Here is a 15,514-nt window from a genome sequence, read left to right on the forward strand (position 1 = left end):
ACGAGCCTAACGGCATCCGGGTGTCGCGATGTCAGGCGGCGGGCACGGGTGTCTTCTCGTCTTCGCGCAGAGGACGGGCCGCTCCCGAGAACAGCCCCGAGAGCGCCGCGAGCACGACGAGGATGAACAGCGTGTTGAGAAGCCCGATGTGCTCGCTGATGAAGCCGAGCACCGGAGGGCCGCCCAGGAACGAGATGTAGCCGATCGTGGCGGCGGCACTCACGCGGGCTGCCGCCTTGGCCGGGTCGTCGGCCGCCGCCGACATGCCGAGCGGGAAGCCGAGCGAGGCGCCGACGCCCCAGAGCGCGGCGCCCAGGAACACGAGCGGCAGAGTGGGGGCGAGGATGAACAGCAGGATGCCGGCTGCCGCCGTGAGCGCGAGGATGCGCAGCACGATCACGCGCCCGAAGCGGTCGACGAGCGGACCGCCGAAGATCCGCACCGCGGTCATGGCAACCGAGAACGTCGCGAGGGCGGCCGCGCCGAGCGCCGTGCCACCGCCGTGGTCCTCGGCGACGCCGAGGGCGAGCCAGTCGTTCGCACCGCCTTCGGCGAAGGACATGCCGAGCATCACGACGCCGATCGCGTAGGTGCGCGGCTCGCGCCAGGCCGACAGGGCCACGTGCATGCGCTCGCGCCAATGCGGCTTGTCGACGTCTTCCGCCTCGCGGTCGAGGGCCTCTGCGCGCCGGGGCACGTTCGCGATGCTGACGATGCCGATCGCGAGAATGGCGAGCGCGACCGTGACGGTGTGGCCGAACACGTCGATGCGCAACTGGGCGGCGAGCGCTCCGAGTCCGGCGCCGATCACCGTGCCGAAGCTGAAGAACGCATGGAACAGCGGCAGGATCGTCTTGCCCGCGTGCTGTTCGATCGCCGTGGCCTCGACGTTCATCATGACGTCGAGGCAGCCGTTGCCGAGGCCGAAGAGCGCCAGACCGATCAGCACGACCGCGTACGAGCCGACGACGTTGGCTCCGATGCCGATGAGGGCGACGCCGGTGGCGAACGTGACGATCGAGATCATCATCCCGAGCCGTGCGCCGGTGCGCGCCATGATCGCCGGGCTCGTCGAGATGCCGATGATCGAGGCGATCCCGGCGCCGAGCAGCAGCATGCCCACCTGGGCCTTGTCGACGTCGAGGGCGATCTTGATGTCGGGCACGCGCGAGGCCCAGGTCGCGATCGACAGTCCGCTGGCGAGGAAGATCGCGAAGATCGCGGTGCGCCATCGCACGTACTGCGATCGGCTGAGGGCGGTGTTCATGAGCACAGCTTATCGAATCGATTCGATCCGGGGCAGCCCCGGCGGGTTATCCTCGGAGTATGACGAGTCAGGAGCCCCCGCGCCGGGCGACCATCGCCGACGTCGCCCGCGAGGCCGGTGTCGCGACGTCGACGGCATCCGTCGTCTTCAGCGGCAAGGCGAACGTCTCTCCCGCCACCAGGGAGCGCGTTCTGGCCGCCGCCGCAGAGCTCGGCTACGCAGGGCCGGATCCGCGGGCCGCCTCGCTGCGACGCGGACGCAGCGGCATCGTCGCCGTCGTGCTCGAAGGGCATCTGCGCGCGGCCTTCCTCGATCCCGTCACCACCGCGATGATGGACGGGCTCACCGACGGCCTCGCCGATCTGAGCGCCGGCATCCTGCTGATGCGCGACGAACCGGGAGACGACGGCTCCTCACTGGCGAATGCACCGGTCGACGCGGTGGTGCTGATCGGATGCTCCGGCCGCACCCGAGCCTCACTCGACGTCGTGCGCGGGCGCGGACTCCCGGTGGTCGTGATCGAGGGCGACGCCGGCGAGGGCATCCCGCGCATCACCCTCGACAACGCGGCCGCGGCGGCCGACGTCGCCCGGCACCTGCGCGATCTCGGGCACCGCGACGTCGCCCTCGTGACCCTGCCGCTCGATCAGGAGCGCGAGCGCGGGCCCGTGACGCCCGAGCGCGTCGCCGCAGCGACCGTCGACGTCACGGTCGACCGGCTGTCGGGCATGCGCGAGATCTTCCCCGATGCGCCGGCGCTGTCGGCGGGCGGCAGCCTGATCGACGAGGGGCTGATCGTGGGCCGCACGCTGCTCGCCGATCTCGCGAACCGTCCGACCGCGATCCTCGCGCAGAGCGATCTGCTGGCGGTGGGCGTGATCCGCGCGGCGGAGGAAGCCGGGCTCCGCGTGCCCGAAGACCTCTCGGTCGCCGGATTCGACGGCATCGACGCCGACGGCCTCGGCGACCTCGTGCTCACCACGAGCGTGCAGCCGGCGGTCGAGAAGGGCCGCGCCGCGGGTGAGCAGGTGGCTCGGATGCTGCGCGGAGAGGCCGGTGCGACCCTGCACCTCACCTGCCGGTTCCGCGAGGGCACGACGACTGCGCGGCCCTCGCGCTGACGAGGTCGGCGCCGCGCGACCGCGGCGGGAGTCTCAGCGCAGCACGCGGTAGCGGAGATGCGTCTCGCTCGCGAAGGCGGACGTCTCGAGCCGCTCCAGCTCGATGTGCCGGTCGAGTCCGGCGAACAGCGGGATGCCGGTGCCGAGCAGCACCGGGGCCACGTCGAGCACGAGCTCGTCGACGAGTCCGAGCTGGAGGCACTGTCGCGAGATGCTCCCCCCGAGCAGGCTGACCCACCGGTCGCCGGCGGCCTGTGCGGCCATCCCGACGGCGCGCTCGATGTCGTCGACGACGAACGTGTACGTGATGCCGTCGCGCTCGATCGGCTCATGCTCGCTGTGCGTCATGAGGAAGACCGGCACCTTCAGCATGCCGCCGTATGGGATCTCGCCGTCGTCGATGGTCTGCGTGCGGTTCGCCCCTCCGACCACGGCGCCGATCCGCTCGACGACCCTGGCCACGACATCGTCGTCCTCGGGAGCCGAGGGGCGGCCGAACATCCAGTCGACTCCGCCGTCGGGCTCTGCGATGAATCCGTCGACGGTCATCGTCGCGTGCACGATCACTCCGGCCATGACAGTTCCGTTCTGTAAAGGTGAGTCAGTCCACTCACCTTTCGCACTGTATCGACCATGGCGAGGTGAGTCAACTGGCTCACCTATGGGATGCTGGGCACATGGCCCGGCAGATCTCCACGTACCACCGCGACGTCGCCGCCGGAAACCGCGCGGCGATCCTCGACGCGGCCGCGGGGCTCTTCCTCGAGAACGGCTACGACCGCACCTCGCTGGCACGTGTGGCCAGCGCGGCGAACGTCTCGACCGCCACGCTCTTCAAGCAGTTCCCGACGAAAGCGGCGCTCTTCGAGGCGACCGTGCTCGCGGCGGGCGGCGCCTCCGGCTCATCGGTCGTCGATCCTCCGGTCGGAGACCTCGTCGACGGCCTGCGATCGCTGGGGCGGGAGTACGCGGACCTTCTGATCCGCCCTCGCATGATCGGACTGATGCGGACGGTGATCGCCGAGTCGCCGCGCTTCCCTGAACTCCGCGAGCGCACGTTCGACTTCGGGACGCTGCCGGTGCTGGCCGCGCTCGGGCGCTACCTCCGCGCGGAGCACGCCGCCGGAACAGCGGACATCGCGGACCCGGACCTCGCCTCCGCGCAGTTCCTCGGCATGATCGCCTCCGCGGTCTTCTGGCCGCGCCTCATGCACGGCACCTGGACCATGACCGAGGACGAACGGCTGCGTGCCGTCGACGAAGCCGCGCGCACGATCGCGGCACGCCACAGCCCGCCGACCGCCGCCGCCTAGGAGTGGGCGGGGCCCAGCGGCAGCGGCGTCGATGCGAAGTCGAGGATCGTCCAGCGGCCGCACTCCACGATCGCGTCGGGAACGGCCGACACCGGCAGCTCCCACGCCACGCTCTGCGAGTCCTGCACCAGGAACGTCACCTCGCGCGCGTCGAGATCGGCGCGGTTCACGAGCCAGGCGTAGCCGTCGAGGCGGTGATCGACCTGCACGAGACGCGACGGATCGTCGAGGTGGAGCTTGGGAAGGCGAACGGTCCAGAACTGTCCGGCACCGGTGCGCTCGGACGCATCGACCCAGGAGGTCACGCAGGCGAGGTCGGGGTCGGTGGTCGCGGCAGCTGTCGCGAGCCTCGGCACGCTCAGGGCGCCACCCACGAGCAGGGCGACGGCGGAGACGGCGGTGATCCGTCGACCGATCCGCTCGGGTGCGCGCAGCGCCCGGGTGTCGGCGACGAGCGCGAGCAGGGGAGCGAACACGGCCGGCTGCAGGTACCGGGCCGCGTGCGTGCCGAGCGCGACGGCACCGATCACCACCGCGAGCGGCAGCGCCCAGGATGCGATCGCGACGAGTCGCGAGGCGTCGTCCCGTGCGCGCGCCGTGCGCAGGATGCCGAGGGCGAGAAGCGCGATGACGGCGACCGCGGCGACCAGGCCGAGTGGGCTCTGCAGACGTTCGGCGAGCAGGCGGCCGTAGTACTCCACGGACTCCATCCACAACGCGGGCTGAGCGTATCCGGCACCGGTGTTGGCGATCCATGCCGAGAATGGAATACGAAAGCCGGCACCGGCGACCGTGCCGGCGAGGAGCGCCGCGACCAGCCAGAGGTCGCGGGTGCGCGTTCGTGAGCGCAGCGCGAGGATCGCCAGGATCACGACGAGTGGGGCCGTCAGCCACACCGCGTACAGCGGATTCGACAGCGTCGACACGGCTGCGACGAGACCGAGGCCCACGAGCAGGGCGGCGCGATGCGCACTGCCGTCGCGGATGCGCCGCGCGATGCCCACCGAGGCGACCACGGCGACGACCGTCGCGGAGTAATACGTCGTGGTGAGCGGCAGGGAGGCGAGTTCGAGAGCATCGCGGGAGGCCGAGGTCTCGGTCATCGCGAGCGCGCCGAGCGCACCGAGCGCCGCGACCGACCAGGCGACGGGTGCGGAACCCTCGCGGCGGCGACCGGCGACGAGGCGGAACGCCCCGTACAGGGCCAGCAGATTCACGATCGCGCTCACCGCGAACAGCGCGTCCACGGTGATCGGCAGCGCGGCCTCGAGCACCGTGAACACCGCGGTCTCGGGCAGGAACAGCACGCTCGACATCGCCCAGTCGAGCCGGTCGCCCTCGAGGATCGACCGCGACAGCAGCGCCACGATCAGCGAGTCGCCGTCGCGGAACAGCAGGTCACCGCGCGCGGAGGCCGCGACGGACGCGGTGGTGACGAGGGCGACGGCGAGGGCCAGCATCCATCCGGCCAGCTCCCGCACCCACGTCCGCGTCACGGGGCTACTTTGCCACGCGGCGTCGCCTCAGGAGTCGCGCTGCGCAGCGAGATCCCACACCTGCTCGAGCGGAGCCGTGCCCTCGGCGCCGTCGGCGTCGCGGAACAGCTCGACGAAGCGGCCGATGTCGGCCTGCCACGCGTGGTCGGCGGGGTCGTCCGCGAGGGCGGCGACGGCGGCATCCCAGTCATCGCACTCGACGAGATGGAAGAGGCGATGCCCCGAGCGCCAGATCGTCCACTCGCGGATGCCGATGCGGGCGAACGTGGCCGCGAGGGCGTCGGGGATGCGCTCGTGGTTCGTGCGGTAGCCGTCGATCGCGCCATCGCGGATCTCGGAATGAAGGGCGATGCGCATGGTGATCCTCTCGTCGACGAGCGTCGTCGCGGGCCGCCGGAAGGAGGCGATCTCGGGCTCGCGGTCTTACGGGATCCTAACGCCGGGTAAACTGGTGATCGACACCCGCCCGCCTGTGCCGATTCTCCGGCCGACGAGCCCCGAGGAGCCGCCCATGCTGACGATCCTCGCCGTGTTCCTCCTCGGCTCGATCCTGATGCCCGTGCTCGTGCGCTGGCTCGGGGCGCAGGCCTTCGCGGTCGCCGCGCTCATTCCCGCCGCGGCATTCGTCCACGCTCTCGTCATGACGCCGCAGGTGATCGACGGACCCGTGCCGTTCGCCTCCGTGCCCTGGATCCCGCAGCTCGGCCTCAACCTGTCGATGCACATGGACGTGCTCGGCTGGGTCCTGACGCTCATCGTCACGGGCGTCGGCGCTCTCGTGCTGCTCTACTGCCGCTGGTACTTCCACGACGACTCCGCGGGCATCGGCCAGTTCTCGGCCGTGCTGCTCGCGTTCGCCGGCGCGATGTACGGCCTGGTGCTGACCGACGACCTCGTCATGCTCGTCATGTTCTGGGAGGTGACGAGCATCCTCTCGTACCTCCTGATCGGGCACTACCGCCGCCGCGCGGCCAGCCGGCGTGCGGCCCTGCAGGCGCTCCTGGTGACCACCCTCGGCGGTCTGGTGATGTTCATCGGCGTCGTGCTCCTCGTCGTCGACGTGGGCACCACCAGCATCCGGGAGATCCTCGAACTCGCTCCGACCGGGCCGATCGTCGATGCCGCGGTCGTGATGCTGCTCGTCGGCGCGCTCAGCAAGTCCGCGATCTTCCCCTTCCACTTCTGGCTCCCCGGCGCCATGGCGGCCCCGACCCCGGTCAGCGCCTACCTGCACGCCGCGGCCATGGTCAAGGCGGGCATCTACCTGATCGCACGCTTCGCCCCCGTCTTCGCGTTCACCGGCCCCTGGCGTCCCATCATCATCACTCTCGGCGTGATCACGATGCTGCTCGGCGGTATCCAGGCACTGCGTGAGACCGACCTCAAGCGCATCCTCGCGTTCGGCACCGTGAGCCAGCTCGGATTCTTCTCGATCGTGATCGGCTACGGAACGCAGGCCAGCGCCCTCGCCGGCCTCGCGCTCGTGATCGGACACGCGCTGTTCAAGTCGGCGCTGTTCCTCGTCGTCGGCGTGATCGACCGACAGCTCTCGACGCGAGACATCACCGAGTTGAGCGGCGTGGGCCGCCAGGCGCCCGTCATGGCGACGGCGGCATTCATATCGGTCGCCTCGATGGCCGGGATCGCGCCGACCATCGGATTCGTCGCGAAGGAGTCGACGCTCACGGCTCTTCTCGACGACGCGATCGGCGGCTCGCCGTGGGGTCTCGTCGCGATCATCGGCGTCGGACTCGGGTCTATTCTCACTGCGGCATATGGCCTGCGCTTCCTCTGGGGAGCGTTCTGGACCAAGCGCGACGCGATGGGCGACCGCCTCCCCGACACGGTGTGGCCCGACCCTCCCGTCGGCTTCCTGTCGGCGCCGATCATCCTCGCCGGCGTGACGCTCGCCGCCGGCATCGGGGCTCCCGCGCTCGACACGGCGCTGCAGGGCTACGCGCTCACCGCGACCCCCGGCCTCGACCATGCCGGTGAGGCCGTCGAAGGCCCCGGCCACCTCGCGCTCTGGCACGGCCTGGAGCCCGCACTCGGCATCTCGATCCTGTCGATCCTGCTCGGGGCCGCGCTCTTCCTGCTGACCCTCCGCACCGGATGGGACCGCAAGGCCCGACTCATCCCCTTCACGGCGGCCGACGTCTACTACCTCGTGATGCGCGGTGTCGACCGGCTCTCGGTGCTCTCGACCTCGCTCACGCAGCGCGGTTCGCTGCCCGTGTACGTCGGCACGATCTTCGTGGTGTTCGTCGCCGCCGAGATCACGGCCCTGCTCGCGACCGACGTCGAGCGCTTCCAGCTTTCGGCGTGGCACACACCCGTGCAGCTCGTGGTCGCTCCGCTGATGGCCGCGGCCGGTGTCATGGCCGTGCGTGCCCAGAAGCGCTACACAGGAGTCGTGCTCGTCTCGATCACGGGTCTCGGCATGGTCGTGCTGTTCGCGACGAGTGGCGCTCCCGATCTCGCGCTCACGCAGATCCTCGTCGAGACCGTGACCATGGTCACCTTCGCGCTCGTGCTCCGGCGCCTGCCGGCTCGCATGGGGGAGCACAACGCGTCGGTCGGCCGCATCCCGCGCGCGCTGCTCGGCATCGGCGTGGGACTCACGATGGCACTCGTGGCGATCGTCGCGACGCAGTCGCGGGTGGCCGACCCCATCTCGGAGATGTTCCCGAAGCTGGCGTACGAGATCGGGCACGGCAAGAACGTCGTGAACGTGGCGCTCGTCGACCTTCGCGGCTGGGACACCATGGGCGAGTTGTCGGTGCTCGTGCTGGCCGCGACCGGCGTCGCATCGCTCGTGTTCGTGACGCACCGCGCCGACATGCTGGCCGCGACCAAGACGCTGCCCAAGGCCCGTCGCCGCCGCACTCTCAGCCGCCCGCTCGTCGAGACCACCGAGGGCGTGCGCTTCCAGACGAACGAGAACCAGAGCAGCCCGCGCGCCTGGCTCGTCGGCGGTCAGAAGATGAAGCCCGAGAACAGGTCGATCCTGCTCGAGGTCATCGTGCGGGTGCTGTTCCACACGATCATCGTGGTGTCGATCTTCCTGCTGTTCGCCGGGCACAACCTGCCGGGCGGCGGCTTCGCCGGCGGACTCGTCGCGGGCATGGCGCTGGTCATGCGGTACATCGCCGGTGGGCGCTGGGAGCTCGGCGCCGCCGCGCCCACGGATGCCGGACGCCTGCTGGGCACCGGTCTGATCCTCGCCGTGGGCACGGCGATCGTGCCCCTGTTCTTCGGCATGGCTCCGCTCACCAGCACGTTCTGGGAGTGGGAGATCCCCGGGATCGGCCACATGGAGTTCGTCACCTCGACCATCTTCGACATCGGCGTCTACCTGGTCGTGATCGGTCTCGTGCTCGACGTGCTCCGCAGCCTCGGGGCCGAGGTCGATCGCCAGACGCAGGAGCTGCGCGAGCGGGGGGTGAGCATCTGATGGATGTCTCCCTCACCCTGATCGTGATCATGGCCGTGCTCTTCGGATGCGGCGTGTACGCGATGCTCGAACGCAGCCTGACCCGTGTGCTCATCGGGTTCCTGCTGCTCGGCAACGCCACCAACATCCTGCTCCTGATCGTGATGGGCGTGCCGGGGCGCGCGCCCTTCTACGGCGCGGAGGGAGACGTCAGCGACCCCCTGCCGCAGGCGCTGACCCTCACCGCCATCGTCATCACGTTCGCTGTCTCGGCATTCCTGCTCGCGCTCATCTACCGCTCCTGGCAGCTCGGTCAGGCCGACACGGTCGAGGACGACGAGGCCGACATCGCGCTGCGTGAGCGCACGGATGCCGACGAGGACCTCATGGAGGACGACGCCGACATCGACGACGACGAGGCCACGACCGACTTCGTCGGCGTGCAGACGGCGCCGATCACCGTGCTGCACATGCGCGACAATCCGGCGATCCACGACGACGCGCCGATGGATCGCGTCTACTCCTCGTACACGGGCGACGCAGACGACGCCGAGGATGCGGACGACGCGGATGCCGTGGCATCCACGCTCGCGCATGAATCCGCGCCGCCCGACGAGGACGACGCATCCGACAGCACGACCGAGACCGACGGGGAGGACCGCGCATGAGCGCTCTCGTCCCGCTGCTCGTCGGGCTCCCGCTGCTCGGCGCCGCCGTGACACTCGTGTTCGGCCGCAACGCGCGCCTCCAGGTCTTCGTCACGGTCGTGACCCTCGCGGCGGTGTCGGTCATCGCGGCGGTGCTGCTCGTCGCGGTCGACGCCGGAACGCCCATGGCGGTATCGGTCGGCGGGTGGCCGGTGCCGTTCGGCATCGTGCTCTACGTCGACCGCCTCGCCGCGCTCCTCGTGCTGATCTCGAGCATCGTGCTGCTCGCGGTCCTCCTGTTCTCGATCGGCCAGGGCGCCGCCGACGGCACCGACGAGACGCCGATCTCGATCTTCAACCCCTCGTATCTGATCCTCGCGGCGGGCATCTTCAACGCGTTCATCGCGGGCGACCTGTTCAACCTCTACGTGGGGTTCGAGATCCTGCTCGTCGCCTCGTACGTGCTCATCACACTGGGCAGCACCGAGTCGCGCATCCGCACGGGTGCCGTCTACATCGTCGTCTCGCTCGTATCGTCGATCCTCTTCCTGGCGTCGATCGCGATGATCTACGGTGCGCTCGGCACGGTGAACATGGCGCAGATCGCCGAGCGCATGAGCGAGCTGCCGCAGGAGACGCAGCTCGTGCTGCACCTCATGCTCGTGGTCGCGTTCGGCATCAAGGCGGCCATCTTCCCGGTGTCGTTCTGGCTGCCCGACTCGTACCCGACCGCGCCGGCCCCGGTCACCGCGGTCTTCGCCGGACTCCTCACCAAGGTCGGCGTGTACGCGCTGATCCGCACCGAGACGCAGCTGTTCGCCGACAACAGCATCGACACCCTGCTGCTGATCATCGCGCTCGCGACCATGATCGTGGGGGTGCTGGGCGCCGTCGCGCAAGCGGAGCTCAAGAGGATCCTGTCGTTCACGCTCGTGAGCCACGTCGGCTACATGATCTTCGGTCTGGCGATCGCGACACCCGCGGCGATCGGCGCCACGGTCTACTACATCGTTCACCACATCGTCGTGCAGACGACCCTGTTCCTCGCGGTCGGGCTCGTGGAGCGCCGAGCCGGGAGCACCTCGATCCTGCGGGTCAAGGGGCTGCTCAAGGTCGCCCCGGTGATCGCCGTGCTGTACTTCATCCCCGCAATCAACCTCGGCGGACTGCCCCCGTTCTCGGGCTTCATCGGCAAGTTCGCGCTGTTCGAGGCCGCGGCGTCGGTCGGCACGCCCCTCATGATCGTGCTGATCGTGGGCGGCATCGTCACCTCGCTCCTCACGCTGTACGCGCTGATGCGCGCCTGGAACCTCGCCTTCTGGCGCGAGGAGGAGGACTCCTCCGAGACCGAGGGGCGCATCTCGTACCTCGGCAATGCGCCCGCCGCCGACGAGCAGCAGGAGCGCCGCCGCATCCCGAAGATCATGACCGTGGCGACCGCTGGCATGGTCGGCGTGACCGTCGCGCTGACGGTGTTCGCCGGACCCCTCTACGCCCTGTGCGACCGCATCGGCGAGACGCTCCTCGAGCCCGTCAACCTCGTGCAGCTCGAAGGGGAGGCCGAGGGATGAGCCGCGACAACGCCCGCCACTTCTGGCGCGACCTCGGGGTGCAGCTGCCGTTCCTCGCCTGGCTCGTCGTGCTCTGGATGCTGTTGTGGAGCCAGTTCACGGTGCTCGCCTTCCTCACAGGGCTCGTGGTCGCGGTGTTCGTCACGCGCGTGTTCCGGCTGCCGACCGTCGAGCTCTCCGGCCGCGTGAACGTCTGGTACGCCGGCATCCTCGTGGTGCAGTTCCTGTTCGCGATGCTGAGCGGTGCGATCTCGGTCACACTGCAGGTCTTCGACTTCCGTCGGCTGCCGGGCACGGCGATCGTCGCCGTGCCGCTGCGCTACGCCGACGACCTGATGATGACGCACGTCTCGGTCGTGTCGTCGCTGATCCCCGGCTCACTCATCGTCGAGGCCGACCGCGACCGCCGGATCCTCTACCTGCATGTGATCGGCGTGCGCTCGCTCGACGACGTCGAGAAGCAGCGCGAAGGGGTGCTCCGCTGGGAGCGGCGGATCGTGCGTGCGCTCGGCGCTCCCGCGCAGTACCGTGCCCTCAAGGCCGATGAGCGCGCGGCGAAGGGCGGTGTCCGATGAACGTGCTGCTGCTGGTGATCATGGTCGTGTTCGGGATCGCGGCGATCCTCACGATCATCCGCATCGTGCGCGGACCGTCGATCCTCGATCGTGCCGTCGCGTCCGACGTGCTGCTCACCGAGGTGCTGTGCGTGCTCGGCGCCGAGATGGCGATCAACGGGCACACGCGCACGATCCCGGTGATGCTGATCATCGCGGCCGTCGGCGTGTTCGGGTCGATCGCGGTCGCCCGTTTCGTCGCGAGAAGGGACAACACGACGCCATGAACGTGTTCGAACTCGCTCTGCCTGACGCCGTCGTCGACACGGCGGTCCTCATCCTCATCCTGCTCGGCGCCATCCTGTGCCTGTCGGCCGCGGTCGGGCTGCTGCGGTTCCGCGACGTGCCCTCGCGGCTGCATGCGGCGACCAAGCCGCAGGTGCTCGGACTCGTGCTCATCTGCCTCTCGATCGCGGTGTCGATGGGAACGGTCGGCGCCATCCTCGTGGGGCTCCTGCTCGTCGCCCCCATCGTGCTCATGCAGTTCGCGACCGCGCCCCTCTCGGCGCACATCGTCGGGCGTCAGGCGTACCGCAACGGCACGACCGACGAGCGCAATCTCGTCGTCGATGAGCTCGCCGACTCGAAGCAGACCCCACCCGCCGCCGGCTGAGCGGCCGCCGCGGGCTGAGGCCGCAGCGCTGCCTTCCCGCCGCACTGCCTGACGTCGCCGCTGCCTCCCCGCCGCACTGCCTGATTCCGCCGCACTGCCTGACGTCTCCGCGTTTCATAACTCCGGAGAACGGGGTGAGAAGACCGGCTGAACGCCCCGTCTGCCCTCAGACGCCGCGAATCTCCGGAGTTGTACGGCGAACGGCGCTCTGCCCACCCGCTCTCCACATCTCCCGTCGCTCGCGACCACTCCACATGTGCCGTGTCCGCGTCGTTCGGCAGCTGCCCTGACGCTGCATGCTGTCGCGATGCCCACCTCATCGACGATCGCGCGCGGCCTGCTCTCCGACCTCGCCGCACACGAGATCCTCACGCGCGACGACCTGCTCTCCACGGGTATGTCGTCGCACTCCATCACCGCCGCCGTGCGTCGGGGCACGCTGATCAGGATCCGTCGCGGTCTGTACGCGATCGCTGGCACGCCCAGCGCGATCATCGACGCCGTCCGAATAGGCGGACGCCTCACATGCGTGACTCTGCTGCATGCGATCGGGGTCTTCGTGCAGACGTCCCCCGCACTGCATGTGCATGTGCGGCCGCAGCTTTCGCGGAGCAGGCGACGTCGCCCTCGGGAGGCGACCGTGCACTGGGGGCGATGCACGCGAGAAGGGCTCGCGCACATCGTGTCCCTCCATGACGCGGTGCGACAGTCCGTGCGCTGCCAGGGTCCGCGGGAGGCGATCGCCACACTCGACAGCATCCTCCAGCACCGACTGCTCACCGTCGTTCAGCTCGAGCGCGTCTTCGCCGAGCTTCCGACGCGGTTCCAGGTGCTGTTGACGCTCGTCGACGGGTCGGCCGAGTCCGGTCCCGAGACCTACATGCGTCTGATCCTGCGGTCGCTCGGTGTCCCGTTCGAGACCCAGGTGCTCATCGCGGGGGTGGGGCGCGTCGACTTCGTCGTCGACGGCTGGCTGATCATCGAGTGCGACAGCCGGAGTCACCACGAGGGCTGGGGCAAGCAGGTGGACGACCGGCGCCGCGACATCGCCGCGGCACGTCGGGGATATGTGACCATCCGGCCGCTCGCCTCGGCGCTGTTCAGCGATCGAGCAGGGGTTCGGGCGGACGTCGCCGCCATCCTCGACGCGTTGGGTCCGCGGGTGGGTCGTCGTCGCGCGCCACAACTCCGGAGAACTGGGCCCGCAGGGCCGGATTCCCGCCGGATCGCCGCGGATCTGCTCTGATCTCCGGAGTTATGGAGCGAGGCGGTCGGCGAACGCCTGGATGAGCTCGGCGGCGGGCTCGGAGTCGCTGATCAGCGTGCCGTGTCCGTGGTCGGGGATCACCTGCAGGTCGGCGCCGGGGATCTCGTCGAGGATCTCCTGGCACCAGCTCATCGGCGCGAGCGGGTCGCTCTCGCCGCGGAGCACGAGTACGGGCGCCTGGATGCGGCGGAACGCCTTCTCCGGAGCATGCGCGATGGTCGCGCGCATCTTGCGGATGAGGTTGGGGCCGCCGCGCAGGTACTCTCGTGCGCCACGCCAGATGACGAGCGGGCGCTCGCCGATCAGGTCGCGCAGCAGGTAGCTCGCCTGGGCGGCGATGTTCCGCGCCGCCTTGTTCACGGTGGGGCCGGCCAGCACGACACCGGAGACGAGGGACGGATGCCGGGCGGCGAGCTCCGCGGCGATCTGACTGCCCATCGAGTGGCCGATCACGACGACGGGACCCTCGCCGACGTGGCGCAGGTAGGCGGCCACGAGGTCGGCGTGACGTTCCATCGTGAGCGTGCGCGTCGGCTCCGGAGCCTCGCCGAAGCCGGGCAGGTCGACCGCGATGACCCGGCCGCGCAGGCGCTGCACGACGTCGAGGTAGACGCTGCGCCCCATGCCGATGCCGTGGAGCAGCAAGAAGGTGTGCGCGCCGTCACCGAACGTCTCGGCGATCAGAGTCGCTCCGGCGTGCTCGAACTCCAGCAGGGTGACCGGCGTGCCCTTCGGGGCGAGGTAGGAGGATGCCACCTCCCCACGCTAATCCAGCGCGGGATCCGCGACGAATCCGGAGGCGACGGCCTCGCGTGTGAGGATGGAGGGTGACCTCGCACGACCCCGGCTCCGATCCCGCATCCCGCACGACGCCGCCGAGGAGTCTCGTCGCACGGCTCGCATCGAGCCTCGCCGACCCGGTGCTGCGCGCCCTCGTCGCCGCCACCGCCGTCTCCCGGGTGGGGCGCGGCGTCTTCTTCGCGGTCACGGTGCTGTTCTTCACGCAGATCATCGGGCTCTCGGCCGCCCAGGCGGCCGTGGTGCTCGCGGTGTCGAGCGGGTGCGGCGTGCTGGGCTCGCTGCTCGGTGGCTGGCTGGCCGATCGCTGGAGCGCGCGGCGTCTGTCGTTCGCCTTCGAGGCGCTCGGCGGTGTGATGCTCGCGGCCTACGCGTTCGCGGGCGATTTCGTGTCGGCTCTGGTGCTCGCGAGCCTCAGCGGCTTCCTCGACTCGATGGGTCACTCGTCGCGCTCGGCGATCATCGCCCGCGGATTCGCGCCCGAGCGGCGGGTGCACGCCCGCGCCGTACTGCGCACCGTCACGAACGTCTCGATCGCGGTGGGCTCGGGATTCGGCGCGATCGCCCTCGCTCTCGGCACCCCCGAGGCGTATCGCATCGTGATCGCGAGCGGCGGACTGCTGTGCGCGCTGGGTTCGCTGCCCCTCCTGCGACTCACCTCGGCCGTCGACGCGCCGAGCCGAACGGCACTGCACGATGTGCGCACCGAGACCGGATCGATCGACACGGATGCCGCATCCGCCTCGCGCCGCGACTGGAACCGCCGTTCGCCCTGGCGCGATCCGCGGTACCTGCTGCTGAGCGCGCTGTCGGCCGTGTTCGGCATGCAGTTCGGCGTCGCGGAGTTCGGCGTCCCGCTGTGGATCACCGAGTACACCGAGGCGCCCGAGGTCGTGGTCTCGGTGCTGCTGATCGTCAACACGACGCTCGTCGTGCTGTTCCAGGTGCGCGCGTCCCGAGGAACCCACGACGTGCGCGTCGCCGGACGCGTGACGATGATCGCGGGCTGGCTGATGGTCGGCGCGTGTCTGGTCTACGCACTCGCCGCCGGGCTGCCTGCCTGGGTCGCGATCGTGGTGCTCGTGTGCGCGATGGTCGCGCACACGTTCGCCGAGATCCTGTCGCAGGCGGGGGCGTGGGGGTTGAGCTTCGAGCTGGCCGACCCGGTGCGCGCCGGCGCATATCAGGGGGTCTTCGGCATGGGATTCTCGCTCGGGGCGCTGGCCTCGCCGATCGTCGTCAACGCCACGGCGATCACCTACGGTCTCGCCGGGTGGGGGATGCTCGCCGCGATCTTCCTGGCTGCCGCGATCGGCATCTGGATGATCGCGCGCCGCGCCGCGGCATCCGTCCCGAGCTTCTGACGTGTCGCCG

Annotated in this window: 15 protein-coding genes; 10 read left to right on the forward strand and 5 right to left on the reverse strand. The window is 69.9% G+C overall.

All coding sequences use genetic code 11. The annotated features are described in order from the left end of the window. Positions 1–31: 31 nt before the first annotated feature. Complete coding sequence (locus tag ACIPYT_RS04955) at positions 32–1,267, reverse strand: MFS transporter (protein ID WP_401071205.1); 1,236 nt, start codon at positions 1,265–1,267, stop codon at positions 32–34. A gap of 59 nt (positions 1,268–1,326) precedes the next feature. Here ACIPYT_RS04955 and ACIPYT_RS04960 point away from each other — a divergent pair, with 59 nt between their 5' ends. Next, positions 1,327–2,388: a LacI family DNA-binding transcriptional regulator gene (locus ACIPYT_RS04960; RefSeq protein ID WP_401071207.1), complete on the forward strand. Its 1,062-nt coding sequence runs from the start codon at positions 1,327–1,329 to the stop codon at positions 2,386–2,388. 33 nt (positions 2,389–2,421) lie between these two features. Here the strand turns inward: ACIPYT_RS04960 and ACIPYT_RS04965 are convergent, their stop codons facing one another. Beyond that, complete coding sequence (locus ACIPYT_RS04965; RefSeq protein WP_401071209.1) at positions 2,422–2,964, reverse strand: dihydrofolate reductase family protein; 543 nt, start codon at positions 2,962–2,964, stop codon at positions 2,422–2,424. 101 nt (positions 2,965–3,065) lie between these two features. Between ACIPYT_RS04965 and ACIPYT_RS04970 the strand changes: the two genes are divergently transcribed. Then, complete coding sequence (locus ACIPYT_RS04970) at positions 3,066–3,701, forward strand: TetR/AcrR family transcriptional regulator (RefSeq protein WP_401071211.1); 636 nt, start codon at positions 3,066–3,068, stop codon at positions 3,699–3,701. On the opposite strand, the gene ACIPYT_RS04975 is transcribed toward ACIPYT_RS04970, so the two are convergent. Both ACIPYT_RS04975 and ACIPYT_RS04980 read right to left on the reverse strand, forming a co-directional pair. After that, positions 3,698–5,197: a hypothetical protein gene (locus ACIPYT_RS04975; RefSeq protein ID WP_401071213.1), complete on the reverse strand. Its 1,500-nt coding sequence runs from the start codon at positions 5,195–5,197 to the stop codon at positions 3,698–3,700. The genes ACIPYT_RS04970 and ACIPYT_RS04975 overlap by 4 nt on opposite strands. 27 nt (positions 5,198–5,224) lie before the next feature. Beyond that, positions 5,225–5,554, reverse strand: coding sequence for an L-rhamnose mutarotase (locus ACIPYT_RS04980; protein ID WP_401071215.1), 330 nt, complete (start codon positions 5,552–5,554; stop codon positions 5,225–5,227). Positions 5,555–5,708: 154 nt separating this feature from the next. Here ACIPYT_RS04980 and ACIPYT_RS04985 point away from each other — a divergent pair, with 154 nt between their 5' ends. The 7 genes from ACIPYT_RS04985 (at position 5,709) to ACIPYT_RS05015 (ending at position 13,321) form a co-directional block, all read left to right on the forward strand. After that, positions 5,709–8,651, forward strand: a complete 2,943-nt coding sequence (locus tag ACIPYT_RS04985) for a Na+/H+ antiporter subunit A (RefSeq protein ID WP_401071217.1) — start codon at positions 5,709–5,711, stop codon at positions 8,649–8,651. Beyond that, a complete protein-coding gene (locus tag ACIPYT_RS04990) occupies positions 8,651–9,298 on the forward strand; it encodes an NADH-quinone oxidoreductase subunit K (RefSeq protein ID WP_401071219.1) in 648 nt (215 codons plus the stop codon). Before ACIPYT_RS04985 ends, ACIPYT_RS04990 begins: the two co-directional genes overlap by 1 nt. Next, a complete protein-coding gene (locus ACIPYT_RS04995; protein ID WP_401071221.1) occupies positions 9,295–10,848 on the forward strand; it encodes a Na+/H+ antiporter subunit D in 1,554 nt (517 codons plus the stop codon). The genes ACIPYT_RS04990 and ACIPYT_RS04995 overlap by 4 nt, the downstream gene beginning before the upstream one ends. Next, positions 10,845–11,423: a Na+/H+ antiporter subunit E gene (locus tag ACIPYT_RS05000; protein WP_401071223.1), complete on the forward strand. Its 579-nt coding sequence runs from the start codon at positions 10,845–10,847 to the stop codon at positions 11,421–11,423. Before ACIPYT_RS04995 ends, ACIPYT_RS05000 begins: the two co-directional genes overlap by 4 nt. Next, positions 11,420–11,689: a monovalent cation/H+ antiporter complex subunit F gene (locus tag ACIPYT_RS05005; RefSeq protein ID WP_401071225.1), complete on the forward strand. Its 270-nt coding sequence runs from the start codon at positions 11,420–11,422 to the stop codon at positions 11,687–11,689. The genes ACIPYT_RS05000 and ACIPYT_RS05005 overlap by 4 nt, the downstream gene beginning before the upstream one ends. Beyond that, positions 11,686–12,075, forward strand: a complete 390-nt coding sequence (gene mnhG, locus ACIPYT_RS05010; RefSeq protein WP_401071227.1) for a monovalent cation/H(+) antiporter subunit G — start codon at positions 11,686–11,688, stop codon at positions 12,073–12,075. The genes ACIPYT_RS05005 and mnhG overlap by 4 nt, the downstream gene beginning before the upstream one ends. A gap of 307 nt (positions 12,076–12,382) precedes the next feature. After that, positions 12,383–13,321, forward strand: coding sequence for a type IV toxin-antitoxin system AbiEi family antitoxin domain-containing protein (locus tag ACIPYT_RS05015; protein WP_401071229.1), 939 nt, complete (start codon positions 12,383–12,385; stop codon positions 13,319–13,321). A gap of 9 nt (positions 13,322–13,330) precedes the next feature. Here ACIPYT_RS05015 and ACIPYT_RS05020 read toward each other — a convergent pair whose 3' ends face one another. Further along, positions 13,331–14,098, reverse strand: coding sequence for an alpha/beta fold hydrolase (locus ACIPYT_RS05020; RefSeq protein WP_401071231.1), 768 nt, complete (start codon positions 14,096–14,098; stop codon positions 13,331–13,333). 71 nt (positions 14,099–14,169) lie between these two features. On the opposite strand from ACIPYT_RS05020, the gene ACIPYT_RS05025 reads away from it, so the two are divergent. Next, positions 14,170–15,504 (forward strand): MFS transporter, encoded by a 1,335-nt coding sequence (locus ACIPYT_RS05025; protein WP_401071233.1) that lies wholly within the window; start codon positions 14,170–14,172, stop codon positions 15,502–15,504. Positions 15,505–15,514: the final 10 nt, after the last annotated feature.

The organism is Microbacterium sp. NPDC089695 (assembly GCF_044749085.1).
Lineage (GTDB): Bacteria > Actinomycetota > Actinomycetes > Actinomycetales > Microbacteriaceae > Microbacterium.

Coding starts and splice junctions, on each gene's coding strand:
- ACIPYT_RS04965 (WP_401071209.1), bottom strand. CDS start 2,964: ATGGCCGGAGTGATCGTGCACGCGACGATGACCGTCGACGGATTCATC.
- ACIPYT_RS04960 (WP_401071207.1), top strand. CDS start 1,327: ATGACGAGTCAGGAGCCCCCGCGCCGGGCGACCATCGCCGACGTCGCC.
- ACIPYT_RS05015 (WP_401071229.1), top strand. CDS start 12,383: ATGCCCACCTCATCGACGATCGCGCGCGGCCTGCTCTCCGACCTCGCC.
- ACIPYT_RS04970 (WP_401071211.1), top strand. CDS start 3,066: ATGGCCCGGCAGATCTCCACGTACCACCGCGACGTCGCCGCCGGAAAC.
- ACIPYT_RS04955 (WP_401071205.1), bottom strand. CDS start 1,267: ATGAACACCGCCCTCAGCCGATCGCAGTACGTGCGATGGCGCACCGCG.
- ACIPYT_RS05000 (WP_401071223.1), top strand. CDS start 10,845: ATGAGCCGCGACAACGCCCGCCACTTCTGGCGCGACCTCGGGGTGCAG.
- ACIPYT_RS04985 (WP_401071217.1), top strand. CDS start 5,709: ATGCTGACGATCCTCGCCGTGTTCCTCCTCGGCTCGATCCTGATGCCC.
- ACIPYT_RS05005 (WP_401071225.1), top strand. CDS start 11,420: ATGAACGTGCTGCTGCTGGTGATCATGGTCGTGTTCGGGATCGCGGCG.
- ACIPYT_RS04990 (WP_401071219.1), top strand. CDS start 8,651: ATGGATGTCTCCCTCACCCTGATCGTGATCATGGCCGTGCTCTTCGGA.
- ACIPYT_RS04995 (WP_401071221.1), top strand. CDS start 9,295: ATGAGCGCTCTCGTCCCGCTGCTCGTCGGGCTCCCGCTGCTCGGCGCC.
- ACIPYT_RS04980 (WP_401071215.1), bottom strand. CDS start 5,554: ATGCGCATCGCCCTTCATTCCGAGATCCGCGATGGCGCGATCGACGGC.
- mnhG (WP_401071227.1), top strand. CDS start 11,686: ATGAACGTGTTCGAACTCGCTCTGCCTGACGCCGTCGTCGACACGGCG.